Here is a 24153-nt window from a genome sequence, read left to right as displayed (position 1 = left end):
GAATGTGAGCGATAAGTATAATATATATTTTGAATCAGAAGTGATAAGGAAATATGATTACCAAATAAAAAAACTGGTTCCATTCTGGAACCAGTGTAAGCTTAGTTTTGAAATTTATGATACCAAAGTACTCCTGTTTTAATAACACGAGGGAGGATTCCCTTTAATGGATAATAGAAGGTTAAGCCGAAACCATCTTGTTTTCCTAGGGAGCCAAGAGTTCCTTTTACACTTATTTTAGAAGGTTTTTTTGGATCTTTTCCTCGGAGAATATGCAGCAGGACATCTGCAATTTGCTTCCCTTGTTGCTCTGCAAGCTGGGCGCTTGGAGGAAGCGATAAGCTTGCGCAATCTCCGCTTACATATATGTTTGGGTACTCAGGAATTTGATGATAGTCATTTACAACGATACGTCCTGCCTGATCCTTTTCTACAGGAAGCTTGTCTACAACCTTACTTGGCTTAATACCGGCAGTCCAAATAGTTACATCACTAAGCAGGCACATCCCTGCATTACATACGATATCTGGCTCTACGTAATCCACCTTGGATTCGAAAACAAGCTCCACGTCATGTTCATTAAACCACTCTGCAGCATGACCTTGAATTGATTCAGGAAAGTTGCGTAATATACTTTCACCTCGGTCCAATAAGCGAATATTAATATCTGGTCGACTCTCCCGTAGCTCAGAAGCCATTTCCACACCACTTAATCCACCACCTACGATAGTAGCGGTGCCATAATTTTTCATGTTATTTACGGCTTCGTAAGTTTGACGAGTTTTCTTAATGGTAGAAATTTTGTAAGTGTAATCACTCGCTCCATCTATTCCATGGAAATTATCTTCGGATCCTAGGCCGACAATAAGATAGTCATAATAAACTTTTTCAGTATGTCTTAAAAAGATAGCTTGCTGTTCCAGATTAATTTGAAGGATTTCATCTGCTATCTGGTGTAAACGTTCATGAGTCGGAAAATCACTGCGTATATCTTTTTCCGCAATTGTTCCAGCAGCAAGTGCGTAGAATTCCGTTTTCATGGAATGGTATGGATTCCGGTCGATGAGGGTAATGGAAGTATCCTGATCAATATGTGGCAGCATTTGTTGTGCAATCTTTAATCCGCCGTATCCACCACCTAAAATGACGATGCGATTCAAAGTAATCACCCCTTATATATGTATAATCCCCATATTATTTTACCATCTAAATCGTTGTATGAAAGCGAAATCATAAAATTTCAAAAAAAGTCGGATAAAAAAGCTCTCAACATTAAATTCCCCTTTTCGAGAAACAATAAAACTCATGAGAGGAGGGAAGTGAAAATGAACAATAACAAAAAAGGTACTGGCTATGAAGCGGTAGATGAACAGAAATTCCAAAAGGAAGCACCTACCTATAACCACGCAAAAAAGTATGGAGAAGATGCGACGAAAGAAGAAGTAGAGCAGGGAGAAACGCCAGAAGTTACCCGTGCGGTCAACGTATATGACCCTTTATAGTAACATGATGTACTAGTATCAGATGGAAAAAGGGAGGAACGGCACGAAATCTCCTTTTGTACATCACATTTCAGTCTCATCCAAGTAAAGATGATAAAATGGGAGTACAGATGCAATCTGTGCTCTCTTTTATCTTTACAAGCAAGGGTTTAGGACATACTCAGCGTCAGATCCTTCTCCTCCTATCTTATATAGGTTTTTATGTATAGCTTTTCTTTTTATTCAAGACAATGATTCGGTATAATAAAAAAAGGAGTGGGAGGGAAGAAGATGAAATTAGACGATTATCGATTATTACATACATTGCAAAAAGAAGGTACCATTCGGGCAGCAGCGAGGGCACAGTACGTTTCCCAGCCAGCTGTTACACAACGCCTTCACTATATCGAAAGCTATTTTAATACGAAAATTTTCATTCGCACCTCCAAACAGCTATTACTCACGTCTACAGGAGAAAAAATATTGCAACATGCAGCGGATGTATTGCGTAAGGAAGAAGAGATTCACCAAACCATTGCTCAAGCAAATGGAGAGGTAGCGGGAACGTTAAGAATTGGTGCTTCTACTCTTGTTAGTCAGCGTTTCTTGCCGGAATCATTAGAGCGCTTTACCACGCTATATCCAAACGTTACTATTGATTTGGTTACGGGTATTAGTGCCGACATTAAACAATCAAATGAACCCTTTCATATTAGACTCGTCAGGGGGGACAAGATGGTGGACAAGGTCCATGACTATCTGTTCAGTGATGAGCTTTTACTTTTTGACACCAAGCCTTTTCAAGACCACCATGTGAAGGAGCGGCCGTTAATAGAATTTAAAAGTGATCCTGATTTCACTTCTCAGGTGGAAGAATGGTTTTATCATCACCCTGCCCTTATTCCTCAAAAAACGATAAAGGTAGACCAATTCGAAACATGTAAACAATTTATGAAGCGAGGACTTGGTATGGCTGTCCTTCCTAAAAGTGTTTCCCTTCCAGAGCTTCAGGATTTGCCTCATTTACCTTTAATAAGAAGCGGGAAGCCCGTCGTCAGAGATACGTGGGCATGTTATGTGGAAGAAGCTAAGCAACTACCACAGGTAGCAGCGTTTCTACAAATATTACATGAGATGACATTTGCTTAACCACTTATATTTGAATGGATAAATAGAAATCGATTCCAACTATTAGAGCAAGGGGAGTAGCGGCCTTTGAGGCTGATGAATCATCAACACGGTCATGAACCTGGTTCATCAGGCTGAATATAGCTCATTCAGTCCGCAAGACCTTGGAGATTAAATGGCCAGGGTCTGTTAACTGGCGGAGAGGAGACATCACTATGGTATATGGAATTTTTATTGCAGCAGCGTTCGTCGTAATCATGGGAGCTATCTATTTAAATCGTTTTGGAGATGTCATTAGCAGGAAATCAGCATTAAGTGGAGCTGCAGTTGGAACCTTCCTCATTGCGGGTGCCACTTCCCTTCCTGAGCTGACAACAAGTTTTACAGCTGTGTACATTGATAATACTGATATTGCTGTAGGTAACATGCTTGGGAGTAACGTATTCAATCTTTTGATCATTGCTTCTATGGACGTGGTATATAGAAGAAAGAAGCTATTTCAGCATGCTAGCGCTCGTGATAATGTCCCGACAGCGTTAATTGGTTTATTATTTACGCTTATTATCATTATAGCTCTTATCAATCCAGGTTCCATTGAATTATTCAATGTAGGGGTAGAAATGGTTCTTATTTTTGTCATGTATGCAGTCTATATAAAGCTTTCTAACTCTAGTGAGGAGGAGAAAGAAGAAGAGCAGGTAGACAAAGATTACAACCTTAAAACAGCCATTTACGGGTTTATTGGAGCGTCAGTCGTTGTGTTTGTCGCGGGTAGTGCACTCTCTATTTCAGGAGATCGCCTCGCAACGATAACAGGGATGAATTCAAGCTTTGTTGGTAGTTTTCTTATTGCTGCAGCAACATCTTTGCCAGAATTTGTAGCAGTGCTGGCAGCAATAAAGATGGCGAACTACAATATGGCAATTGGTTCGATTCTGGGTAGTAACCTTTTCAATTTGCAGATTCTGTTTTTAACAGATGTCATGTATCAAGACAGCGCCATTCTAAAGGCAGTTCATACAAGCAACATGTACATTGCCATTCTTTGTGTATTTATGATTGTCGTGGTTATGTTTAATTTATTAAGAACGAAGGGCACAGGTAATACGTGGATGTATGCAGCGCCGTCTTTACTTGTGACGCTGGTGTACTTTGTAGTGTCCTATACCATTTTTTAATTAGTAGTAACCTATTTATAAGTGCATCCATCCCATGAAAATACGCTCCAAGTCCTGGAAGCATTTGTTCCTGAAATAGACTGTACAGGAAAGGGTAATGGTGTGAACAGGTGACCTCGGTATTGTGCCGGGGTCTTTGTTGTAAGCTTTGATAAAGATAAATATTGATATTAGATTGTTCCATCTTCTATGTAACTTGAGAAAGATGGTATCAGGCATTTTTAAACAGTTCCCATTAAAAAGTATCATTTTATATAAGCATGTGAAATTACAATAGGAGAGGGACTCCGACCTAACCAATTAAGTATAGGGAAGGTCATAAGCTAGGTGGAGTATTCCCTCTCTATTCATCATAACAGAACGTATGTTCTTTTTCTATAACAATGTAAGCTTTTTCAATATTATATTCTATAACTACTTTTATACCTTCACAATAGCTGTATTTGTTATGCAGGTGTTAGTCGTTCGAATATGACATAGTTGCCTAAATAGGCAGATTGAATACGAAAACCAGCAGAAAGCCACGCTTTGGCTTGAGCATGTGAGCTGTCGTTAGACCACCAAGTGGATTGGCGGTATGCTGACAAGGGCAAGGTAGTACCCAGAATAGCTTGTATTTCTGTGAAGGAAAGGTACACCTTATCGTCTCCATGGCCTTCTAAGTAATCATATAGAGGACCATATTTTCCTCTTGTTTTTACGACCATGGAGGATGGCATATCGGGAATGACAAAGCGCTCCGAACTATATAAGGGTATATTCCACTCTGGTAGAAAACGCTTAGCGAGAAATGTAGTCCAGTTACGGTCCTCTGCTGTTTGAGCAAACAATAAGGTAATAGATCCTCCTTTGAAGAAAGCTTGAAGCATTTTGTAATTTATTCTGCAAAGTTCAAGGTTATTCATAATATAGGAACGTTCCAGAACAATACTGCCGAATCCATTATTAAACAAATGGCTAAGATGAGAACACTTTCCTACATAATTAATCCGTTCGTTCACCAGAAGAAGATATATACCATTCTCCTCATACGTGGGAATAGAAAAGGAACAAAAAGGACCTCCTGCAAATGGATAGTTTACTCGTTCTTCTTCCTCCTGAAAAGGGTTCTCTGGGATGTACTCCAGCACTCTTCCAGAAGCAGTTTTGTCTGGTTCTATCATCGATACGAATTCAAATGGCAATTTTTCAATAGTGTACACGATTTAATCCTCCTCTTTTCTCCATACATAAATTCGATTACATTACTAAAAATATAGTAAGGAGGCGATTACTTTGGCTGAAAGAATTGTAGCAGTCCGTAAAAATGGTCAAGGAAGTATTATTAAGATGAAGCTGTCAAATGGTGATATTGTCGATTATAAAGAAGCGCAACAAATGGCATTGGATGGCTTATTAGAACATGTGGACATCAATCGAGGAAAAGATGGGGATATGCACCTGAGAAGCACCCCGGATAGTGATGAATCCAACAACTTATCCAACATGCCATTGTTTTAACGTCTACCCTGGAGTTGTAACTCTAGGGTTTTTTTAAGCATAATTTTCTGACTATTTGTGTATAGTAAAAGTATAACTCATTTTCATCTGGAACGACATCATGAGAGGGGAGAACGTGATGCGCAAACTGTCCATTGCGTTGTTGCTCATATTTGGTCTTTTCTTATTTGGTACATTGGTTTATGGACTTATTGCAAAGAGCTCTGATTCAAAAAGTGAAGGTAATGGAAGTACTCCTGCTTCTGTTGGTAAGATTGTAGAAATGTCTGTATGCTAGCTAGCTGAAACCCACTCTAGTACCGCCAATGGGTTTTACTATATTCATCCTCCTACTTACTCTGTTCCTGCTATAGGGACAGAGATTTTTTTGTGTTTCTGACTATGATACCCTTTAAAAATAAATGATAAGTGGGTGAAGGTACATGGAAGGATGGAGTTCCGTGGTGGAGATTCAGGAAGAATAAAGAGGCGGATGAACACGCAGCAAGGGAAAGAGATAGGGAAGCTTATATTAGTGTATCTTTTTATAATAGGGATTTTCTTATTTGCTAGTTATATACTTTTTAATCAAAATCGTTTAAGAGGGGATTTAGTTACCATTTAATGGGGGGGGTAACTAAAAGTTATTCAATACGATTGGCTACTAAAGGTAGAGAACATATACTATATAAATGATTCGAGTTATACACCGTCTATTATAATGCTATCCATTATCCAATTAGAGTTTTCCATGATAACGCTCTTTTTTTCAGCTTTTATAGTAGTAATGGTTTTGTCACAATTGATAGTGCTAAGAAGAGTATGATAACGAAAAAGAATATATGGGCATTATTAATGATCATTTGTATATCAATGGCTGTTTGCATTTACTCATCCATATCATATATAGAGAAAATAAAACCAATAGAAGAAAGGCTCAAGAAGATAGAAGGGAACAATGTCGGATAAAACAATTTGGAAAGTATGCTATCATAATAAACGTATGAATGCATTCATAAAAATGAAGCCAGCCTTTCCATAATGCTGGCTTTTTGCATATACTAGTAGGGCAGACGATTTGTTAAACCTATTTTAAGATATGTATAAAAACATTTCACATCAGGGAAAATTATGCTTTAATCCCTATAAAGGGGTTTTTTGGTGAGGAGGAACGATAATGGTCTCTTTTATTCAGTATTTAGGAGAACAGTTTGATTTGGAACTATTAGAGCTTGCCCAATGGGGAGATCCTGATGAACTTCGCCATCCCAAAGAGCTAGATCCACTCCAGGCAGTTGCCTTGTATGAATTCATGAAGATGGACTGGAAAAAAGATGATGTTGAAATATGGATGTGGATTCAGGAGAAATGGCATGACTACAATTATACATTCGTACCATCAAGCCTATCCATTATATATGGTAGTACGTATTTTAATTGCTTGCAGACAGGCAGTGGGCTCTCGGTATGGATGGAGCTGTTTGAGGAACTGGTGCTTCGTGTTTTAAAGAAAAAATTAAAATATGATGTTCAATAAGAAAAGACCTGCATCCCTTCAGGAAACAGGCCCAACTACTAATATGTGACATCAGCCAACAAAATTCAATACATATAGTATAGCATGTTCTGGAAATAGAGAGTATAGGACGATGGTAGCCATTTTTTAAGGAATTGTAAAGATGTGCTTTCTTTTGTCCTATACTCTTTCCTGTTTTGCCCTAAACATCCCATTATCACGGGTTTGATTACTATCTCTTGTTCACTCGAATCCCCTTTACACTTTCTTCATATTCAATTTGTCTGTTCCATTTAAAGGAATGGGCATAGCTATCATCCTCAAAATATATCCCCTTCGTACACCATTTTCAATTATTTTCATTAGTCCTCTTCTCTAACACTCACTCTATCTAGGAATAAAGAATCATGAACATAATGTAATGAATAGATTTATGACTATTATAAATTGTCCAACGTAATGCGATTCTTCCCCTTCTTTTTAAAATTTACCATAAGTTAACATATCTTGTGCCTCCGCTATGATAATATAATGTTCGATAACTGTGACAATTGTCCTATTCTCTGTGAAAAAAGGAGGTTGTTTTTACTATTTCTGTGTGGGAGCACACTCACAATAGGGATGATTAACATTTATTACTAATAGTACCAATATAAACGGGGCTAGTGGAGGATAAGGGAGTGATGAGTATGCCAAAGTTAATTGCTTTGGACGATGGGCATGGAAAGAATACCCCCGGTAAGCGAACACCTTATATATCTGAACTGGGAAGGTCTATCCAAGAAAATGAATTTAATAGTGCTGTTGTAAATTACTTGAGAATAGAGCTAGAAAGATGTGGATTTAAGACTCTTCTTGTTGCACCAACAAGTGCCGACACCCCATTAAAAGAGAGAACAGATAAGGCAAACGCAGCAGGTGCTGACGCCTATATTTCCGTGCATTATAATGCATTTGATGGTTCCTTTGGAGGGGCCAATCCAACTGGGAATGAGATTTATGTATATATTGGTCATACAAATAAAGAGGCTGGTAAGCTGGCTGCAGCAATCGGTAAATATTTAAAGCAAGGGACTAATCAGAATTGGCGTGGTATTAATGAGGCCAATTTTCATGTGCTGCGAGAGACAAACATGATTGCGATTTTGAGTGAGAATGGGTTTATGGATGATAAAAGAGAAGCCTTGCTCATGATTGATCCTAAATTTCAAAAAGAAGTAGCAGTAGAGCATGCGAAGGGGATATGTGACTACTTTGGAATGAAGTATATTCCGGAGAAGAAAGAGGAAGAGGAGGAAGAAGAGATGCTGAAATATGCAGTAGTTATTAATTCCTATTTAGACTACCCTTCTGCTGAAACTCTTGCCAATCGTTTGCAGGCTCCTATTTATACAAGGTTTGTAGCTGAAAAAGGAAAAGTCGCAGAGCAATTGTTTATCGTAGGCGGAGATAAACAAGGTCTGAAAGCTGACATATTTACCGTTTTAGCAGGGGACGATCGTTTTTCCACAGCAGAAAAAGTAAAACAGTATTTAGATAATAGGTCATAAGATAAATAGAAAGAATCAAACGTGTGTTTGATTCTTTCCATCCTCTACATATTAAGGTATTTCAATCGCTATCTTACCAAGTTGATGACCTTGTGCTAAGTAGGTCATTCCTTCTTTCGCTGCAGATAATGGGAATACCCTATTGATTATCGGACGTATTTGGTGCTTGTCCACAAATGCCAGCATCTCCTGGAATTCTTCATGGGATCCCATGGTGGTACCGAGAAGGTTGAATTGTCCATAGAAGAACTTACGGATATCCATTGTTATTTCATCACCTGCAGATGCTCCAAATGTTACAATAGTGCCACCCTTCTTCAACTGGTCGAGAGATTTATTAAAGGTAGCTGCTCCCACTGTTTCAACTACTTTGTCCACTTTCTCTCCATTTAATTGTTCTTCCCAGTTACCACTGCTATCAATAGCTACATCTGCTCCTAAGTCTAATGCTTGGTTGCGTTTCTCCTCTGAACGAGAGGTTACAATAACTCTTGCACCGATAGCCTTCGCAAAGAGCATAAGATAGGTTACAGCACCACCACCCACTCCAGGGAGGAGAATAGTGTCATTTTCAGACGCTTCTGCACGTGTGAAAAGGGCACGATAAGCTGTTAAGGCAGCCAATGGTAAGACCCCAGCCTCAGCCCATGTGAGATGCTTTGGCTTCAGCTCCACACTTTCAGCAGGGACGTTGATATATTCAGCCATTGTTCCATGTCCAGGCAGACCTACAAGTTGAAAGGAGGGAGGGGGGGCAGCGCTTTTCTTCTGCCAGCCAAGTGCTGCATTAATAACTACTTCATCTCCTTTTGATAGATGATGAACATTTTTTCCTACTGCTTCCACTATGCCTGCACCATCTGAGCCGATAATGAGGGGAGGATCTTCTTCCTTATGTCGGTCTAACACAAATAGATCACGATGATTCAAACCAGCGTAACGAATGTGTACCTTTACCTCGTCATCCATTACTGCAATATCTTCCATGTCTGTATAGCTTGTTCCTTCTAGTCCTTTGATTGCTTCGTGTACAAATGCTTTCATAAAAGCACTCCTCTCCTTTTGGATGATGCTTTCATTGTAATGGTTAAAGGACAGTTTTGTCATGTGGAGAGGGAAGGAGCCAATGAAAATCATCTCGATTATTTAGTATTTCTACTGAGCTATTGGTACTATCATTCACTTACGATGGCTTTGTAGTTGCTATACTGTAAAGTGTCCTCATCTGAAAGACTTGCATTTGAGATAAGAAGGGACTGTTCCGGGTCTGGAAAAGGATCGCTCTTCTCTTTACTATGGATAAGCCTTCCTAGGAAAAAGTAGGGCTTAATCTGACATGGGGTTGATTCATCTCCTATTATACTAATGAAAATTATAACCCCACGTATCATATGTGGGGCATGGTTATAATACTTTCTCCAAGAAGGATTGAGCTCTTTCGGATTCAGGGTGATGAAAAAATGTGTAAGGTGTGGTTTCTTCCACTACTGCCCCTTTGTCCAGAAAGATTATGCGGTCTGCTACCTCCCTTGCAAACCCCATCTCATGCGTAACGATAACCATTGTCATCCCTGATTCAGCCAACTTCTTCATTACATCGAGCACCTCTTTAACCATTTCTGGATCTAACGCTGAAGTTGGTTCGTCAAACAGCATGATTTCTGGCTCCATAGCCAACGCCCTTGCAATTGCTACCCTTTGCTTTTGCCCTCCTGATAAGGAATTGGGAAAGGCTGCTGCTTTATCAGCGAGACCAACAGATTCAAGCAATGACATAGCATGATGGCTTGCATCTTTACTAGGCTTCTTCTTTGTCTCTATAGGAGCAAAGGTGATGTTATCCAGTACAGTTAAATGAGGGAATAGATGGAAATGTTGAAACACCATCCCTGTTTTCTCTCTTATGTCGCTAAGGGTGCTGTCAGTTAAGGTGAGCCCGTCTACTTGTATTATCCCTTTTGTGGCTTTTTCCAGACCATTGAGACAACGTAGAAAGGTAGATTTACCCGAACCGGAGGGTCCAATTACAGCAACGACATCTCCTTTACCAACCTCAGTTGTGATGTTTGCTAACACTTCTTGCTTTTCAAATGATTTCGATAATCCTTGAACGTTAATCACTGTATCTCAACCTTTTCTCTAGTCTCGAACCGAAAGTTTCTAGTATCCGTACCATCAGAAAGTAGATGATGAGAGCGATAGTCAATGCTCCAAAATAGTTAAAGGTATCAGAGGCGACAATTTGAGATCGTCTCATAATATCATGCGCTCCAATTACGGAAATGACAGCAGATTCCTTCAATAGCATTATATATTCGTTCATGAGAGCGGGGAGTATATGCTTGATAGCTTGAGGCAGAATGATTTTCCTCATGGACCTCCAATAGGAGACATTTAGTGCTTGAGCAGCTTCAAATTGCCCTTTATCAACGGATTGTATTCCAGCTCTAATAATTTCAGAAACATATGCCCCTGAGTTTAAGGAAAATGCGATAATTCCAGCCATTAGTTTTGGTATTTCCCACCCTGTTACTTCCGGGATGACAAAATAAATATATACTAGCTGTAAAATAAGTGGTGTACCTCTGAAAAACGCAGTATAAGCATCTGCGAACCGTTTTAACCATACGAACTTTCCTATTTTAGCAAGCGCCAGTAAGACGCCGATAAAAAAACCTAAAATGCCGGAAGCAACAACAAATTGTAAGGTTACGAGGATTCCCTCTAATATAAATGGGATGGATGGTAGTAGTTCAAGCATAGTTGTTCAGCTCCCTATTGTGTTGATTCTTCCCCGAACCATTTGTTGATGAGTTCGTCCATTTTTCCGCTTTCTTTCATCTTCTGAAGTTCCTTGTTAAATTGCTCAACGAGTTTATTGTCCTTAGGAAAGGCTGCGGCAGATCCTCGTTCTTCACTGCTATTAATAGTGAAACTTGTTAAATCCTCGTTTTTTTCCAAATATCCTTTCGCGACAGTGTTTTCGATTATAGCAGCATCAATTCGGCCTGATTTTAATTCCTGAAATAATTGAGGAATTTGATCTAGCTGGGAAATATCTAAACCTTTGAGGTTGCTTTGAAGCTCTTGAGCTCTTTCTTCCTGAATGGAGCCTAGCTGTACGCCCACCGATTTATTTTGTAAGTCTTCTAAGCTAGTAATGTTATCTTCCTCTTTAGTAATTAAAAAGTCCTTTGCAACATAATAGGTTTCAGAGAAATCTACCTTTTCCTTTCTTGCTTCTGTAGGTGTCATTCCTGACATAACAAAATCCACCTTGTTACTATTTAAGGCTGCGATTAAGCCGTTAAAGTCCATGTCTTCTATTTCTAACTCGTATCCTAAATTATCCGCTATGTGCTTAGCAATATCGATATCAAAGCCTACTATTTCTTGTCCTGATGTAGTATCGATGAATTCATACGGTTTATAGTCAGCGGATGTCCCCATAACAATTGTTTTGGATGAGGAACCTTCTTGAGTACCAGCTTGCGAACTTCCGCAAGCAGAGAGAATCATAAAGGTTAGAATGGTAAGAATGATGGATGCTTTTTTCATTGTGTGTTCCTCCTGATTTTTGTATTAATATTCAATATGTATGCATATTAACACACTTAACGCTTGTATTAAATGAATTTTTATAAAATAATATACGAAAATTTGTATAAAAATAAACTTGTAACGGCTTTCATTGTTGGTGTGAATGGGAATACAGAATATATATAATTTTTCTGCTAAATTGTCTGACAATTTAATGGTGGAGTAGAGGAATTGGTTAATTTTTGGCGAATATATAGGCAAGGAAACAGAGCAAATAGAAGATGTGTAATATTATATACAATACTTTCTATTCCGCTTGAATGAAATGAAGGTGATGGTAATACACATATTTATACAAGTAGTAAGATAAGAGGCGAAGAAATTTATTGATAAAGGAGACAGAGGGATGAAGAAATTCGTTGTGTTTTTGTCTAATAAGCGCAGGAATTTAATGACTAGAGAGTTAATGGCTGAGCATGCTTCTTATCTCGAAAGTCTTAAAGAAAAGGGAGTACTTCCATTTTGTGGTCCTTGTAAAGACGGGACAGCTTTAATGATTTTAGTAGCTGACAATTATGAGGAGGCCCGTAGTATAGTAGAAGAGGATCCATTTGCAAGAGTAGACTATTATCGTGAGCGAAAAATAGTAGAAGTGGAGGAAGCAACGTCAGAAAACCATTTTTTAGTCGAAAAGGTCTTCGCCACACTTAAATAATCATTGAAAATGCGCATCTTTTTTATAGAGGTGCGCATTTCCCATTTCTGGACCATTTAGTATAATGAGGAAGAATACGAAAGGAGCATGGTATTTATGGATGTTGTTGGAAGTATTTTGGTGTTGTTACCGCTTATCTTAATAGCGTTTGTAATTCGGTGGGTTAGAATCATTAAACAGAATACAGATAAGCAAGTGCAGCAAAATGAAATAATAATAGATTATTTAAGAAAGAATAAGTTACATGATGAATCATAGTAATGTTTCTCATTGGTATAAGTCACTTGGACGAAGGTTATAAATATGAAAAAATATGCCATTGGTTTCATTATTGGTGTTGTTTTATTTGAACTGCTATCCCCGCCAATTAATTGGGGAAAAGTTGTGGTGATGTCCCTAGGCGGATTAGTTGGAGTGGGAATACTACAATTAATAGTATCTAGTAGTAAAGAAAAAGCACGTTAGCTACATAGGAAGCTGCTTCTAATTTGTGGGGGATGGAATAATATTTCAAAAATATATATACATGGCGATAGTTCATAGAAGCTACATTCTTTACAATGGTATGTAAAGGCTTTCAATGAAGTGTTATTCACTTTTCATGGATAGTACGAAGGAAGAATACCAGATAGGGAGGAATGAACCATATGATGAATTATTTACAGCGACTAGGGAAATCATTGATGCTTCCGGTAGCTGTGCTGCCAGCAGCGGCCATTCTTATGGGGGTTGGTTATGGTATCGACTCTGAGGGATGGGGAGGAAACAATATTGTTGCTGCTTTCTTAGTGAAAGCGGGAGAATCTCTCATTTCAAATATGGCAATATTATTTGCTGTTGGAGTTGCACTTGGAATGGCCAAAGTCAAGGATGGATCTGCTGCACTAAGCGGACTCGTCGCTTATTTAGTGACTACCACTTTACTTTCGTCTGATAGTGTAGCCTTATTTCAAGGAATTGAGCCAGATCAAGTTAATCCTGCCTTTGCAGAAATTGAAAACCAATTCGTCGGGATTCTATCAGGGATTGTAGCTTCTATTATGTACAATAAATATAGTGAGGTTAAGCTTCCTGATGCGTTGGCATTTTTTAGTGGTAAGCGCCTGGTTCCGATAATGTCAGCTTTTACCATGCTGTTTGTATCTATTCTATTATTCTTTGTATGGCCGTTCATTTATACTTCGCTCGTCTCCTTCGGGAAACAAATAAGCGAGCTGGATTATATTGGTGCAGGTTTGTATGGGTTTTTCAATCGACTGCTGATTCCAACTGGCTTGCATCATGCTTTAAACTCTGTATTTTGGTTTGATGTAGCGGGGATTAATGATATTGGAAGGTTCTGGTCTGGTGAGGGAGAGAAAGGGGTAACCGGTATGTATATGGCTGGCTTCTTCCCTGTTATGATGTTTGGTTTACCAGCGGCAGCGCTTGCTATGTATCATGCGGCAAAGACGGAAAAGAAAAAGCAAGCTGCTTCCCTTATGCTCGCAGCCGGGTTCGCCTCGTTCTTTACTGGGGTAACAGAGCCTCTAGAGTTTGCCTTTATGTTTCTAGCGCCTGCTCTCTATGTAGTTCACGCCTTACTGACTGGTTTATCTCTTGCTGTTGCAGCGTTCTTTAACTGGACAGCAGGTTTTGGCTTTAGTGCCGGTCTTATAGACTTTATCTTAAGCTCTCAGTTAGAAATTGCTAATATGCCACTCATGCTGTTAGTTCAAGGACTCTTCTTTGCTGTTTTATATTATGTACTTTTCCGCTTCTTGATAGAGAAATTTGATATTAAGACACCAGGAAGGGAAGAAGGGGAAGAGATTGGGGCAGATTCCTTTGAAAAATCAAGCGATGATGCAACCACTTATATGGCATCAGAGATTTATGAGGGGCTAGGTGGAGATGAAAATGTCATTTCTATTGATAATTGTGTAACACGCTTGCGAGTAGAAGTGAAGGATATGGATATTGTGGATCAGGCAAAAATAAAAGCCACAGGGGTTCCAGGAATAAATGTCGTAAACTCTCATAACATCCAAGTAGTAGTAGGCACCTCAGTTCAATTTGTAGCAGACGCTATTGAACGGCAGAGGAAGCATAAAGAAGAGTAGATTGACTTAGACCAATAAAATGGAACAGTCAGAGTAAAGGGGCTCTGGCTGTTCTTTTTTATTGGAATATTGTTAAGGATTAAAGTGATATTTAGTTTATCCATATAATGGGGAGAAAGTGGAAGACTTGGATTCGAGATAATTTAGAAGGAGTATAGAAAGAGTAGTTGATTGGGCTGGAATCACTCCGCTTTCCTACGGACGAACGGCTGAGCCTCCTCAGTCGGCAAAGAACGCCGCCTTCCGGGGTCTCTGCTCATTCGTTTTTCCGTTGGAGTCTCCGTGATTCCAGCCCAATCAACGCTAAAAGGAGCTTTCTTTCTCTAGCTTTGAGAACCACTCAAATAGGCTCAGAATGAAAAGGGCAAGAAATGGAATAAAGAGTAAATGACATCTAAACATTAAGATAGAAGCATCTTATACGATATATGGTTGATATATGGACAAAAAATAATTATGGAATCAAGAAAGTAAGGAAGTCCGTTCCTCCCAATACGGCAAAGGTGTGGTCTGAAAAATGGATGAGCCTAGCCCCCACAGGAAAGCGTCCTTTGCTGTCCGAGGAGGCTCAGCCGTAAGTAAGGAAGTTCACCTTAAAGCGCTGCCTCCTGTAGCAACGGTGAACGACTCCACGTCGTGTGGGGCCACAGGAAAGCGGAGCTATGTCCGACCACTCAACTCGCCTTTCAGCAACAGACCAATAAAAATCTCAACTTCAAGTCTTCAGCATATGGGCGCTATACAGAGGAATCATCTAGGTATTAAAAGAGTCTTTATGGTAGGTAACAAGAATTAGCATTGTTATAGATGTATTTCTTGGGCTTGTTAATACAGTTTAATCACAGGGCTGGAAACGGAGTCGTTTCGGCTTCTGTACTGAAATCAACTAACATAATAAAAGAAACCATGTTAAAACGTTCCTTCAGCGTTATAATAAATAATAATATTGCACGAGCCTGACAAGGAGTATGCCATGAAACATAGTTCAAGATTTAAAACAATTTCTAACCTGACACCAGTTCAAATAATTGTTCTTTTTTATATAGCTGCTGTGGTAATTTCGACCATTTTACTGAGCTTACCCATGGTACATAAACCGAATGTCGAATGGAGCTTTATTGATGCTGTCTTTACAGCAGTGAGCGCCATAAGTGTAACAGGACTTACGGTAGTGTCCACCTCTGACACATTTAATGAACTGGGGTATGTGGTACTCCTATTCGTCCTTCAGTTTGGCGGTATAGGGATTATGACTCTAGGAACATTCATTTATTTAGTGATTGGTAAACGAATTGGGCTACGGGAAAGAAAATTAATAATGACGGATCAAAATCAGTCCAATTTGGCAGGTCTCGTTAAACTGATGAAGGAAATTCTTATCTTGGTGGTATCCATTGAAGCAATTGGAGCTGTTATATTATCCATATACTATATTAGTTATTTTCCCACCTGGCCAGAAGCAATCATGCAGGGTGTATTTGCATCTGTCAGTGCTACCACCAATGCTGGATTTGATATTACTGGTGATTCTCTTGTTCCCTTTGCTGACGATTATTTTGTTCAGCTAATCCAAATCGCCCTCCTTATCTTTGGTGCAATCGGTTTTCCAGTTCTTATTGAATTAAAAGAGTTTATTCGATATAAAAAAAAGTCGTCCCTTTCTTTTTCCTTATTTACGAAGATAACAACTATTACGTTTTTGTTGTTAATTATGGCAGGAATGCTGGTTATATTAGTGTTTGAGTGGGATAATTTTTTAGCGGATAAACGGTGGGATCAATCTTTATTTTACGCTCTTTTTCAATCCGTAACCACTCGGAATGGCGGGTTAGCGACGATGGATGTCAGCGAATTTTCTACTCCCACTCTGGTAAGCATCTGTTTCTTAATGTTTGTGGGCGCTTCTCCTAGTAGTGTTGGGGGTGGGATTAGAACAACGACCTTTGCTATTGCAGTTCTCTCTGTATTCTTTTACGCAAAGGGGAAGAGCTCTATTAAATTATTTCGTAGAGAAGTGGACCCCAATGATACTATAAGATCGTTTATCGTTATTTTTACAGCTACACTCTTAGTAGGGAGTGGAGTAGTTTTACTTACATTATTTGAACCTCAATTTACTTTATTGGAATTATTGTTTGAAGCATGTTCTGCATTTGGTACGACTGGGTTATCTCTTGGGATTACCTCGGAGCTTAGTGTAGCTGGCAAGATTGTTATTATTGCACTAATGTTTATTGGCAGAATTGGTATCTTCTCGTTCTTATTCCTAATAAGAGGGAGTACACGGGATGACGCCTATCATTTGCCAAAAGAGAACGTAATAATTGGCTAGGATCATATGGAAGAATGAGAAGGTATAAAAAACCAGCTAAGGGCAATCCCTTAAGCTGGTTTTTTTGGGTCTATTTATGCTGCACAAGCTTCGCCGAAACGACAAGTCGTTCTGCACGTTCGGTAGTGGCAGGGTTAAACTCTCCCGTACATGTAATCAGATTTAGCATACTGCGATAGGAATACCCAAATATTTTATCTATAGGTGCATCCTTTCTCGGATATACATTCGATTCTTGTACTGCAAACGTAACTTTTTCCCCTGATTTTCCCTTTATGATAATCTGATCTCCCTCTTTCAGTTGATCAAGCTTATAAAAGACAGCTGGGCTCGTAAGATCATCTACATGTCCAGCAATAACGGAATTACCTGGAGCACCTGGCTTTGGGCCTTCTTCATACCAGGCTGTGTTATCGGTATTTTTGGGGACGTCCATTTGACCATTTTCTAACGTACCTACGTGCTCAATGGATGTTTTTACACCAATTGCTGGTATTTCGATAGAAGTAGGAGTTATTCCTTTTCGATTATCCTTCTCAAACTCCACTTTACTTTTGGATGTTTGGACCGCTTGTTCTTCCGTGTTTGCTTCTTGATTGCTCGTTTGAGAGGCTTGAGTATCCTCCCTAGATGTTTCCGTTTGATTATCGGAAGAGGTGGATCCTTGATTGCCACATGCTGCAAGAGCTATTAATATAACCCCGAAAACAACAACGAACGAAAGCTTTCTCATAACATAATCACCTCTTCTTCGTATGCTTTACGCTTCACCCAATACTCCAAATATTTTTATGAAGGAAGCACAAATGGAAGGAAAGTAGGGAGAGAAGGGAGGCCCTCTCTCTTATTTAGATTCTCTACGAGTTCGGTTGATAGCAATTGTGCTGATGGCTAGTGTTAATGCAAAGCCGCCTAACAGGATATATTCAAGGGACATACCTTCTTCCGCAGTACCACCCATGCCTGTTTTTGGCATGTCAGAAGGCATTTCCATCATAAATTCATCTGGAAATTGGTTTACAAAAGCATCGGAAAGCCCTTTAGCAGGATTAAGCATATGTTTATATGCCCCTCTTAGCTCGTCGTATGCTTGGTCATAATCTTCTGCAACATAACTATCAAATGTACCAATTAGTTGATTTACGTGCATTTCTAATCCTTTTTCAAGGTTATCTGCTTTCAGACGCTCCTCGGTAGCAGTTTCCAGAAATTTAGAGAAATCAGCGCGGTAGTCAGCAAGTGCATCTAGTGCGGCCTGTTGCTTCTCCTCGTCCTCTGCACCAGTTGCTTTTACATAACTTACAAAGTCTTCAATGTGTCCAGACCACATTTCTTTAAATTTGCTTCCAGCTTCTTCTCCATAAACTGAAGCAATAGCATTGGAAAGGTCATCGGTGTTATTTGCTAATGCTTGAGCAGAAGCCTCGAAGTCCTCTGAGCCATCAATACCATTTTGCATAGCCATAGCTGCTAAACCAGCGTGTTCAGATAATAAATGGTTTAAATTGGAACGGAGGTCAGTGGCTGGAGTTACTGCTTTTGTGTTATTAAATTTATCTGGGAATTGTTGAACAATGGCACTTGATAATCCTTTACTTACTCCATACATATGATTAATGGCTTCACGCTCATATTCATATGCTTTCTCGTAATTGCCTGCAACATATTCGTCAAATGCCCCGATTAGTTGGTTAACGTGCATTTGAAGTCCTTCAGCAAGAGCATCTGCTTCCAGTCGTTCCTCGGTAGCTGATTCTAGAAATTTAGAGAATTCCTGACGATAGTCAGAAAGGTTATCGAGCGCTTTTTGTTTTTTCTCTTCATTGCCTGCTCCAGTTGCTTTTACGTAATCAACGAAAAATCCAATATGGTTTTTCCACATATCTTCAAATTGATTTCCTGCTTCTTTACCGTACACAGATCCAATTGCGTTACTTAAGTCAACTGCGTTTTCGTTTAATGCTTCTGCAGCTTGTTCGAAATCTGCACTGCCATCTGCTCCTTTTCTCATTGCCTCAACGGCAAGATACGCGTGCTCACTCAGCAGGTGGTCGAGATTTGTTCGTAATTCAGCTGCTTCTGTCATTACAGTTGGTTTCGGTTCCTTATGGTGGTCTGCTAGGGCAGTGTTAACAGTACCCCCAAAAAGAATAGTAGTACTAAGTGGAATAATCATCATGGTCTTTTTCATGTTCATGAATAAATCTCTCCTTTTTAATTAGTTACTAAGCTAACGGAAGAGATTAGTTATTGGATCATTCTTTTTTGAAATTCTTTTGAAGTTTATATAATTCAAAGCAGAAAATAAGGGTTAGAATAACGGATGCAACAGGTTTTTCACTTCTTAAACTGGTTCATGTAAATAGTGAAATTATGTATTGGAAAGGTTATGAGGGTAATAGAGTTGATATTTCTAAAAACGTCCTTATGCAGAAGGCTTGAATTCGAGATAAATGTGGGAGACAAAAATTAAACAAACCGTCCAGGGCTACTATGCTGGACGGTTTTCTGATGTTCTCTTCTTAACTATAATTTAGAAGCCATCACGATATTCCCTTTAGGCTGTTCACTATGGGGAGTAGGCTCTAACGTAACGGCTATGGTATCCCATTCGTGATCTCCATCTATGGTGACCGGATGGATTACGCCACCTTCTCCTTGTTGGTTAGGAGCAAAAGTGCCAGCTCTAAATTTCTCTCCTTGTTTATCAATTAACCAAACCTGATAAGCTTCTTCTCCAGAAAGGTCTTTAAGATTATTGGCCTGGAGCACAAGGGAGACATTACTTTCTTGTTGAATCATTGCTGCTTGGGCGTTGCTCTCATAGCCTTCAGATGCTGCAAGTTCAATATTTGCAAGTACTTCATTGACATTACCCTCTTCTGGCAAGGAAATCTCCGTATCACTACCTGATGTTGCTATAAAATATGCGTTTCCCGCAACAGATAATAAGAGGGCGGCAGCAAGTAAAGGCTGGAGCCATTTCTTTGATGATCTTTTTGCAGCTAGGTCTGTCAGTGTTGCTTGTGTTTCAGTGGTTTCTTTTTTCTCCATCTCCGCATGGGATGGCTGAGCTTCTTCTGTGTGTTTATCTTCTGTGTCTCTGATTGCTTCTACTGGCTGTTCAAGAACATGGTGAAGCACTCTTTGCTTCATGCCATCGTTTGGTTCGACAGGTTCCACACTATAAGGGAGGTCGGCAGTCAGCTCCTGAAACTCTTTCCATTCTTCCTGACAGCTTTCGCACGTTTGCAAATGTGCTTCAAATTGTTTTTTGTCTTCCTCTGTTAATGTTTGATTCATATAATCTAATAACAAATCGCACTGTCTATTACTACTCATCTGCTGGCCCTCCCTTGTTTTGTGACATCTACATGCTTTCTTAGGTGTTTTAATGCCATCCTTAATCTTCCTTTAACCGTTCCAAGAGGTATCTGAACCTTGTCGGCAATTTTAGCTTGTGAAAATCCTTTAAAGTAAAATAATTCAATAATCTCCTGTTGCTCTGTTCCAAGTGTGTGAATTGCTTCCTTGAGATTTTCTCCTTCTTCCTTCCAAATAACTTGATCATCAATAGAGGGTTGATCCTCATGTAAGGAATCTCTTTCATCCATTTCATACGTGTTTTCATTTTTCTTTCGCATTTCGTCTATGCTTTTATTTCTAGTAATAGTTAAAAGCCATGATGAGAATTTCCCTTTAGAGGAATCATATAATCCTGGCTTTGTCCAAAGCTTAAGGAACACATCCTGTACTATTTCCTCTGCCAAATCCCGTCGGTTTGTCATCCGGTAGGCAAAGGAGAATAACAGCTTCTCATACCGATCATACAGCTGTTCGAGAGCTTGCTTATCTTGCTTTGTTACTTTTTCATAAAGCTCAATATCTCGTTCACTCATGAGAATCTCCTTATACATGTATTTATTCCTAGGATATACTATTTTAACTTCCATTCAAAATAGGAGCTTCTATATAATGAGATACGGTAGAGTTGTCATGATGGATCATTCAGGAGCAAAAATTGAGTATATAGACTTAATGATGTACAATTGCTTATTAGAATTTACAGAAGCAGGTGTTATTCGTGAAATCATATATAGTTATAGGAGCAGGGATTCTAGGAGCATCTACAGCGTACCATTTAGCAAAAAATGGAGCAGCTGTTACGATTATAGATAGAAAGCATCCAGGTCAGGCAACAGAAGCTGCGGCGGGTATTGTGTGCCCTTGGTTAACAAAGCGGCGAAATAGTGAATGGTACCATCTTGTAACAGAGGGGGCTAGGTATTATCCTACTCTCGTTGGTTCCCTTCAAGAAGATGGAGAAGCAGAAACAGGTTATAAGAAGGTTGGAGCCATTAATATTTTTGGTGAAGGTAAGGAATCAATGCTTCAACGCAAATTTGAACTCGCATTGGAAAGAAGAGAGGACACGCCAGAAATGGGGAGCATTACAAAGCTTTCCAGGGAGGAGACGCATGCCTTATTTCCATTATTAGCCGATGAATATTCCGCTTTGCATATTGGTGGAGGAGCGAGAGTAAACGGTAGAGCTATGCGTGATGCTCTTATTCAAGCAGCTGAGAAGCATGGTGCTGTTCGTGTTCATGGCCAGGCACAGCTGACACATGAAGAGGACGAGCAAGTGGGTGTAATAGTTAATGGCAAAGAGGTAGTTGCGGATGATGTATTGGTGACCGGTGGAGCATGGGCGAAACAATTGTTAGAGCCACTAGGGCTGTCCTTTCAGGTTACCTATCAAAAGGCTCAAATCATTCACTTGCAAACCAACGAGTTCCAAACAGACGATTGGCCAGTAGTCATGCCCCCATTTGGTCAATATTTTCTCACCTTTGGTAACGGACAAATCGTAGTTGGGGCAACCGCAGAAGACGGAGTGAATGATACGAGAGTAACTGCTGGCGGGGTGTATGAAGTATTAAATAAAGCTTTTAAGGTAGCTCCTGGATTTTCTGACTGTGAATATGTGGAAACTAAAGTAGGATTCCGTCCTTTTACTCCCGATTCCTTACCCGTAATCGGAAAAGTGCCTGGTTATGCCAACTTATATACAGCAAATGGCTTAGGTGCTTCTGGATTAACGAGCGGCCCTTTTGTTGGGAAGGAACTAGCCGCCCTCGTAATGGATGATGTAACAACTTTGCACTTATCAAATTATGACGTCTGTAAAGCCTTGAGGTAAACCGTAGGGTTGTCTCTTAAAATCGTACAACCTCAAATCAATGCATGGTACAATAGGGTATGGATTGGAAAGGATAGACATAAATGAAGAATTTCACATTTCCGATTAGTCAAATAAGAGGTAGGTTTCCTATTGGGGAAAGGGTCTTACATAATCATATTGCTTCAGGATTGGCATATAAAGGCCTTGTTGATGATTTTAGCGTATATGAAAAAGATATAGCGGTAGATAGTATGTCTAGTACGATACGAGATTTTTATGAAAATACGAACAACTATGCCTTGTTTGCTAAAGTGAAATGGCATACTTGGTTTAAGCCGTTTGCGGCAGTGTATCGGGTAGTGAGTATGATACTAAAACAAATTAACCTTCCATTATCCAACGAAGAGATGGAAATGACAGGAGCAATTGTGCCTATTAAGGAAGAGGATGATGGTAGAATCTCTCCTCGAGCGTGGATTCGGAAAATCAACGGGAAGGTGTGCTTTGTAGCTATTTACTCCTATCATCGTACAGGCAACAGCACCTACATGAATATCGGGCTTCCTTTACCAGGGGCAACACTATTGGGCATTTTACAGCTGGAGCAATGTGGGAATAGCTTAAAGCTGTCTAGTAAAAAGTGCAGATCCCAAGCGAGTGATGCGGGGACCTATCTTAGTACGAAGCACTTCTTATGGAAGGTACCAATAGAGGAACAATTTTATGTAGAGGAAAGAAGTCCTGGACACTTGATTGCGATCGGATGTGGATATGCTCAATTCCGTTTCTATCAATACAGTATCGTATTTGTCATCAATAGCTCTTATAGAAAGGAAGAAATAGGTTGAAGCTATCTAAGAAAATGTTCTTTTTGCTTATATTTATTGCAGGTATTGTTTTATTAATTATTTTACCATCCTCTTACAAACCTTTTGTTGTATTTATGCCTCCTGTTGCATTGTTTGGATATGACATCGTTAAACGGAGAAGAGAGAGGAAAGGGTAACTAATGCCCTCTGCAAACATAGTGAAGTATGTAATAGCAGTATTTATCGGCTCCTGCTCATATGGCGTTCTCTCCACTATAGTCAAGTTAGCTTATGAGGAAGGGTTTAGCCCAGCAGTAGTTACAGTTGGACAATTTGGAATAGGGTGGTTCCTGTTATGGGTCCTTCTTCCTTTTACCCACCTTCATCGTCTCCGGTGGAAGGATAGACTTTTGCTCATGCTTGCGGGTGTCCCAACAGGATTAGTTGGCATTTTTTATTACCGATCACTACTAACTGTAGATGCCTCTTTGGCCATTATTTTACTATTTCAGTTTGTGTGGATTGGAGTCGTTATAGATTGTGCCGCACGTAAAATAATGCCAGAACGGAATACGGTAACCGCACTTATCTTATTGGCAGTTGGTACTGTTCTCGGTACTGGTATTGGAATGTCGGAAGTATCGGTTAGTTGGAATGTTTCTGGTATCATATTCGGATTACTTGCAGCTTTATCCTTCGCTTTGTTTATTAGGGCTAATGCTAAAGTATTGCCTAGTTTGCCGTTTCTGCAGCGGAGCTATCATATGGTAACAGGAAGTCTTGTAATAGTGACATTTATATTCCTGCCTTCATTACTGGACACACACCCAATATCATTTGTAGATTTCGGAACAAAAGGAGTACTGCTAGGTATCTTTGGCGTCTTTTTGCCCCCCTTGTTGTTCTCTTATGGAATGCCTAGGATTGGTTCAGCACTTGGCAGTATAATAGGCTCGGCAGAATTACCTGTTGCTGTGTTACTGTCAGCCTTTGTATTACAGGAGACAGTCCTGTGGGTGCAATGGCTAGGGGTAGTGGTCATATTATTTGCTATCCTTTTGCCAAACCTGCGTACATCCTATAATAAAACACCGTGAAGCCTCAGATGTAGTGACATCTGAGGTTCTTTTAATCCTAT

The 24153-nt window shown here is 39.6% G+C and carries 25 protein-coding genes; 15 read left to right on the top strand and 10 right to left on the bottom strand.

Going from position 1 to position 24153, the window contains the following annotated elements:
* Positions 1 to 101: 101 nt before the first annotated feature.
* On the bottom strand, positions 102 to 1160 hold the full coding sequence (locus tag ACFFGV_RS13025) for an NAD(P)/FAD-dependent oxidoreductase (RefSeq protein WP_377348546.1): 1059 nt from the start codon (positions 1158 to 1160) through the stop codon (positions 102 to 104).
* Positions 1161 to 1325: 165 nt separating this feature from the next.
* Between ACFFGV_RS13025 and ACFFGV_RS13020 the strand changes: the two genes are divergently transcribed.
* The 3 genes from ACFFGV_RS13020 to ACFFGV_RS13010 all read left to right on the top strand — a co-directional run bounded on the left by ACFFGV_RS13020 (position 1326) and on the right by ACFFGV_RS13010 (position 3787).
* Entirely contained in the window at positions 1326 to 1502 is a 177-nt protein-coding gene (locus ACFFGV_RS13020) for a hypothetical protein (protein ID WP_377348544.1), read from the top strand.
* 270 nt (positions 1503 to 1772) lie between these two features.
* Entirely contained in the window at positions 1773 to 2630 is an 858-nt protein-coding gene (locus ACFFGV_RS13015; protein ID WP_377348542.1) for a LysR family transcriptional regulator, read from the top strand.
* Positions 2631 to 2824: 194 nt separating this feature from the next.
* Positions 2825 to 3787 (top strand): sodium:calcium antiporter, encoded by a 963-nt coding sequence (locus tag ACFFGV_RS13010; protein WP_377348540.1) that lies wholly within the window; start codon positions 2825 to 2827, stop codon positions 3785 to 3787.
* A gap of 446 nt (positions 3788 to 4233) precedes the next feature.
* Here ACFFGV_RS13010 and ACFFGV_RS13005 read toward each other — a convergent pair whose 3' ends face one another.
* A complete protein-coding gene (locus tag ACFFGV_RS13005) occupies positions 4234 to 4989 on the bottom strand; it encodes a DUF7662 domain-containing protein (protein WP_377348538.1) in 756 nt (251 codons plus the stop codon).
* A 73-nt stretch (positions 4990 to 5062) separates the two neighbouring features.
* Here ACFFGV_RS13005 and ACFFGV_RS13000 point away from each other — a divergent pair, with 73 nt between their 5' ends.
* From ACFFGV_RS13000 to ACFFGV_RS12985, 4 genes are all read left to right on the top strand, one after another.
* Positions 5063 to 5287, top strand: a complete 225-nt coding sequence (locus ACFFGV_RS13000; protein WP_377348536.1) for a DUF3892 domain-containing protein — start codon at positions 5063 to 5065, stop codon at positions 5285 to 5287.
* Positions 5288 to 5405: 118 nt separating this feature from the next.
* A complete protein-coding gene (locus ACFFGV_RS12995) occupies positions 5406 to 5564 on the top strand; it encodes a hypothetical protein (protein WP_377348534.1) in 159 nt (52 codons plus the stop codon).
* 879 nt (positions 5565 to 6443) lie between these two features.
* Complete coding sequence (locus tag ACFFGV_RS12990) at positions 6444 to 6803, top strand: hypothetical protein (protein ID WP_377348532.1); 360 nt, start codon at positions 6444 to 6446, stop codon at positions 6801 to 6803.
* 668 nt (positions 6804 to 7471) lie between these two features.
* Positions 7472 to 8332 (top strand): N-acetylmuramoyl-L-alanine amidase family protein, encoded by an 861-nt coding sequence (locus ACFFGV_RS12985; RefSeq protein ID WP_377348530.1) that lies wholly within the window; start codon positions 7472 to 7474, stop codon positions 8330 to 8332.
* A 51-nt stretch (positions 8333 to 8383) separates the two neighbouring features.
* Here ACFFGV_RS12985 and ACFFGV_RS12980 read toward each other — a convergent pair whose 3' ends face one another.
* The 4 genes from ACFFGV_RS12980 to ACFFGV_RS12965 all read right to left on the bottom strand — a co-directional run bounded on the left by ACFFGV_RS12980 (position 8384) and on the right by ACFFGV_RS12965 (position 11890).
* Entirely contained in the window at positions 8384 to 9376 is a 993-nt protein-coding gene (locus ACFFGV_RS12980; RefSeq protein WP_377348528.1) for a zinc-binding dehydrogenase, read from the bottom strand.
* 360 nt (positions 9377 to 9736) lie between these two features.
* Positions 9737 to 10453 (bottom strand): amino acid ABC transporter ATP-binding protein, encoded by a 717-nt coding sequence (locus ACFFGV_RS12975; RefSeq protein ID WP_377348526.1) that lies wholly within the window; start codon positions 10451 to 10453, stop codon positions 9737 to 9739.
* Entirely contained in the window at positions 10446 to 11093 is a 648-nt protein-coding gene (locus tag ACFFGV_RS12970; protein ID WP_377348524.1) for an amino acid ABC transporter permease, read from the bottom strand. The genes ACFFGV_RS12975 and ACFFGV_RS12970 overlap by 8 nt, the downstream gene beginning before the upstream one ends.
* Positions 11094 to 11107: 14 nt before the next feature.
* Entirely contained in the window at positions 11108 to 11890 is a 783-nt protein-coding gene (locus tag ACFFGV_RS12965) for a transporter substrate-binding domain-containing protein (RefSeq protein ID WP_377348522.1), read from the bottom strand.
* A 388-nt stretch (positions 11891 to 12278) separates the two neighbouring features.
* On the opposite strand from ACFFGV_RS12965, the gene ACFFGV_RS12960 reads away from it, so the two are divergent.
* From ACFFGV_RS12960 to ACFFGV_RS12945, 4 genes are all read left to right on the top strand, one after another.
* On the top strand, positions 12279 to 12587 hold the full coding sequence (locus tag ACFFGV_RS12960; protein ID WP_377348520.1) for a YciI family protein: 309 nt from the start codon (positions 12279 to 12281) through the stop codon (positions 12585 to 12587).
* A gap of 303 nt (positions 12588 to 12890) precedes the next feature.
* Complete coding sequence (locus ACFFGV_RS12955; RefSeq protein ID WP_377348518.1) at positions 12891 to 13052, top strand: hypothetical protein; 162 nt, start codon at positions 12891 to 12893, stop codon at positions 13050 to 13052.
* 182 nt (positions 13053 to 13234) lie between these two features.
* The gene (gene nagE / locus ACFFGV_RS12950) at positions 13235 to 14689 is read left to right on the top strand and encodes an N-acetylglucosamine-specific PTS transporter subunit IIBC (protein ID WP_377348516.1); all 1455 of its coding nucleotides are present in this window, start codon (positions 13235 to 13237) and stop codon (positions 14687 to 14689) included.
* A 973-nt stretch (positions 14690 to 15662) separates the two neighbouring features.
* Positions 15663 to 17021 carry a TrkH family potassium uptake protein gene (locus tag ACFFGV_RS12945; RefSeq protein WP_377348514.1) on the top strand — a complete coding sequence of 453 codons (1359 nt, stop codon included), beginning with the start codon at positions 15663 to 15665 and terminating at the stop codon, positions 17019 to 17021.
* A 70-nt stretch (positions 17022 to 17091) separates the two neighbouring features.
* On the opposite strand, the gene ACFFGV_RS12940 is transcribed toward ACFFGV_RS12945, so the two are convergent.
* From ACFFGV_RS12940 to ACFFGV_RS12925, 4 genes are all read right to left on the bottom strand, one after another.
* Positions 17092 to 17754 (bottom strand): sortase domain-containing protein, encoded by a 663-nt coding sequence (locus tag ACFFGV_RS12940; protein ID WP_377348512.1) that lies wholly within the window; start codon positions 17752 to 17754, stop codon positions 17092 to 17094.
* 111 nt (positions 17755 to 17865) lie between these two features.
* Positions 17866 to 19218 carry a copper amine oxidase gene (locus ACFFGV_RS12935; protein ID WP_377348510.1) on the bottom strand — a complete coding sequence of 451 codons (1353 nt, stop codon included), beginning with the start codon at positions 19216 to 19218 and terminating at the stop codon, positions 17866 to 17868.
* A gap of 329 nt (positions 19219 to 19547) precedes the next feature.
* Positions 19548 to 20363, bottom strand: a complete 816-nt coding sequence (locus ACFFGV_RS12930) for an anti-sigma factor (protein ID WP_377348508.1) — start codon at positions 20361 to 20363, stop codon at positions 19548 to 19550.
* Positions 20360 to 20920: an RNA polymerase sigma factor gene (locus ACFFGV_RS12925; protein WP_377348506.1), complete on the bottom strand. Its 561-nt coding sequence runs from the start codon at positions 20918 to 20920 to the stop codon at positions 20360 to 20362. The genes ACFFGV_RS12930 and ACFFGV_RS12925 overlap by 4 nt, the downstream gene beginning before the upstream one ends.
* A gap of 185 nt (positions 20921 to 21105) precedes the next feature.
* Here ACFFGV_RS12925 and ACFFGV_RS12920 point away from each other — a divergent pair, with 185 nt between their 5' ends.
* From ACFFGV_RS12920 to ACFFGV_RS12905, 4 genes are all read left to right on the top strand, one after another.
* Positions 21106 to 22224 (top strand): NAD(P)/FAD-dependent oxidoreductase, encoded by a 1119-nt coding sequence (locus ACFFGV_RS12920; RefSeq protein WP_377348504.1) that lies wholly within the window; start codon positions 21106 to 21108, stop codon positions 22222 to 22224.
* A gap of 83 nt (positions 22225 to 22307) precedes the next feature.
* Complete coding sequence (locus ACFFGV_RS12915) at positions 22308 to 23054, top strand: hypothetical protein (RefSeq protein ID WP_377348502.1); 747 nt, start codon at positions 22308 to 22310, stop codon at positions 23052 to 23054.
* On the top strand, positions 23051 to 23212 hold the full coding sequence (locus ACFFGV_RS12910) for a hypothetical protein (RefSeq protein WP_377348500.1): 162 nt from the start codon (positions 23051 to 23053) through the stop codon (positions 23210 to 23212). The genes ACFFGV_RS12915 and ACFFGV_RS12910 overlap by 4 nt, the downstream gene beginning before the upstream one ends.
* Before the next feature lie 3 nt (positions 23213 to 23215).
* The gene (locus tag ACFFGV_RS12905) at positions 23216 to 24112 is read left to right on the top strand and encodes an EamA family transporter (RefSeq protein WP_377348498.1); all 897 of its coding nucleotides are present in this window, start codon (positions 23216 to 23218) and stop codon (positions 24110 to 24112) included.
* Positions 24113 to 24153 lie beyond the last annotated feature (41 nt).

The sequence above is a fragment of the Pontibacillus salicampi genome (assembly GCF_042434395.1).
In the GTDB taxonomy this organism is placed as follows: domain Bacteria; phylum Bacillota; class Bacilli; order Bacillales; family BH030062; genus Pontibacillus; species Pontibacillus salicampi.
This window is presented reverse-complemented; position numbering and strand designations above follow the sequence as displayed.

Coding starts and splice junctions, on each gene's coding strand:
- ACFFGV_RS12940 (WP_377348512.1), bottom strand. CDS start 17,754: ATGAGAAAGCTTTCGTTCGTTGTTGTTTTCGGGGTTATATTAATAGCT.
- ACFFGV_RS12945 (WP_377348514.1), top strand. CDS start 15,663: ATGAAACATAGTTCAAGATTTAAAACAATTTCTAACCTGACACCAGTT.
- ACFFGV_RS12965 (WP_377348522.1), bottom strand. CDS start 11,890: ATGAAAAAAGCATCCATCATTCTTACCATTCTAACCTTTATGATTCTC.
- nagE (WP_377348516.1), top strand. CDS start 13,235: ATGATGAATTATTTACAGCGACTAGGGAAATCATTGATGCTTCCGGTA.
- ACFFGV_RS12985 (WP_377348530.1), top strand. CDS start 7,472: ATGCCAAAGTTAATTGCTTTGGACGATGGGCATGGAAAGAATACCCCC.
- ACFFGV_RS12980 (WP_377348528.1), bottom strand. CDS start 9,376: ATGAAAGCATTTGTACACGAAGCAATCAAAGGACTAGAAGGAACAAGC.
- ACFFGV_RS12990 (WP_377348532.1), top strand. CDS start 6,444: ATGGTCTCTTTTATTCAGTATTTAGGAGAACAGTTTGATTTGGAACTA.
- ACFFGV_RS12970 (WP_377348524.1), bottom strand. CDS start 11,093: ATGCTTGAACTACTACCATCCATCCCATTTATATTAGAGGGAATCCTC.
- ACFFGV_RS13015 (WP_377348542.1), top strand. CDS start 1,773: ATGAAATTAGACGATTATCGATTATTACATACATTGCAAAAAGAAGGT.
- ACFFGV_RS12960 (WP_377348520.1), top strand. CDS start 12,279: ATGAAGAAATTCGTTGTGTTTTTGTCTAATAAGCGCAGGAATTTAATG.
- ACFFGV_RS12925 (WP_377348506.1), bottom strand. CDS start 20,920: ATGAGTGAACGAGATATTGAGCTTTATGAAAAAGTAACAAAGCAAGAT.
- ACFFGV_RS12995 (WP_377348534.1), top strand. CDS start 5,406: ATGCGCAAACTGTCCATTGCGTTGTTGCTCATATTTGGTCTTTTCTTA.
- ACFFGV_RS13020 (WP_377348544.1), top strand. CDS start 1,326: ATGAACAATAACAAAAAAGGTACTGGCTATGAAGCGGTAGATGAACAG.
- ACFFGV_RS12905 (WP_377348498.1), top strand. CDS start 23,216: ATGCCCTCTGCAAACATAGTGAAGTATGTAATAGCAGTATTTATCGGC.
- ACFFGV_RS12955 (WP_377348518.1), top strand. CDS start 12,891: ATGAAAAAATATGCCATTGGTTTCATTATTGGTGTTGTTTTATTTGAA.
- ACFFGV_RS12915 (WP_377348502.1), top strand. CDS start 22,308: ATGAAGAATTTCACATTTCCGATTAGTCAAATAAGAGGTAGGTTTCCT.
- ACFFGV_RS12930 (WP_377348508.1), bottom strand. CDS start 20,363: ATGAGTAGTAATAGACAGTGCGATTTGTTATTAGATTATATGAATCAA.
- ACFFGV_RS13010 (WP_377348540.1), top strand. CDS start 2,825: ATGGTATATGGAATTTTTATTGCAGCAGCGTTCGTCGTAATCATGGGA.
- ACFFGV_RS12935 (WP_377348510.1), bottom strand. CDS start 19,218: ATGAACATGAAAAAGACCATGATGATTATTCCACTTAGTACTACTATT.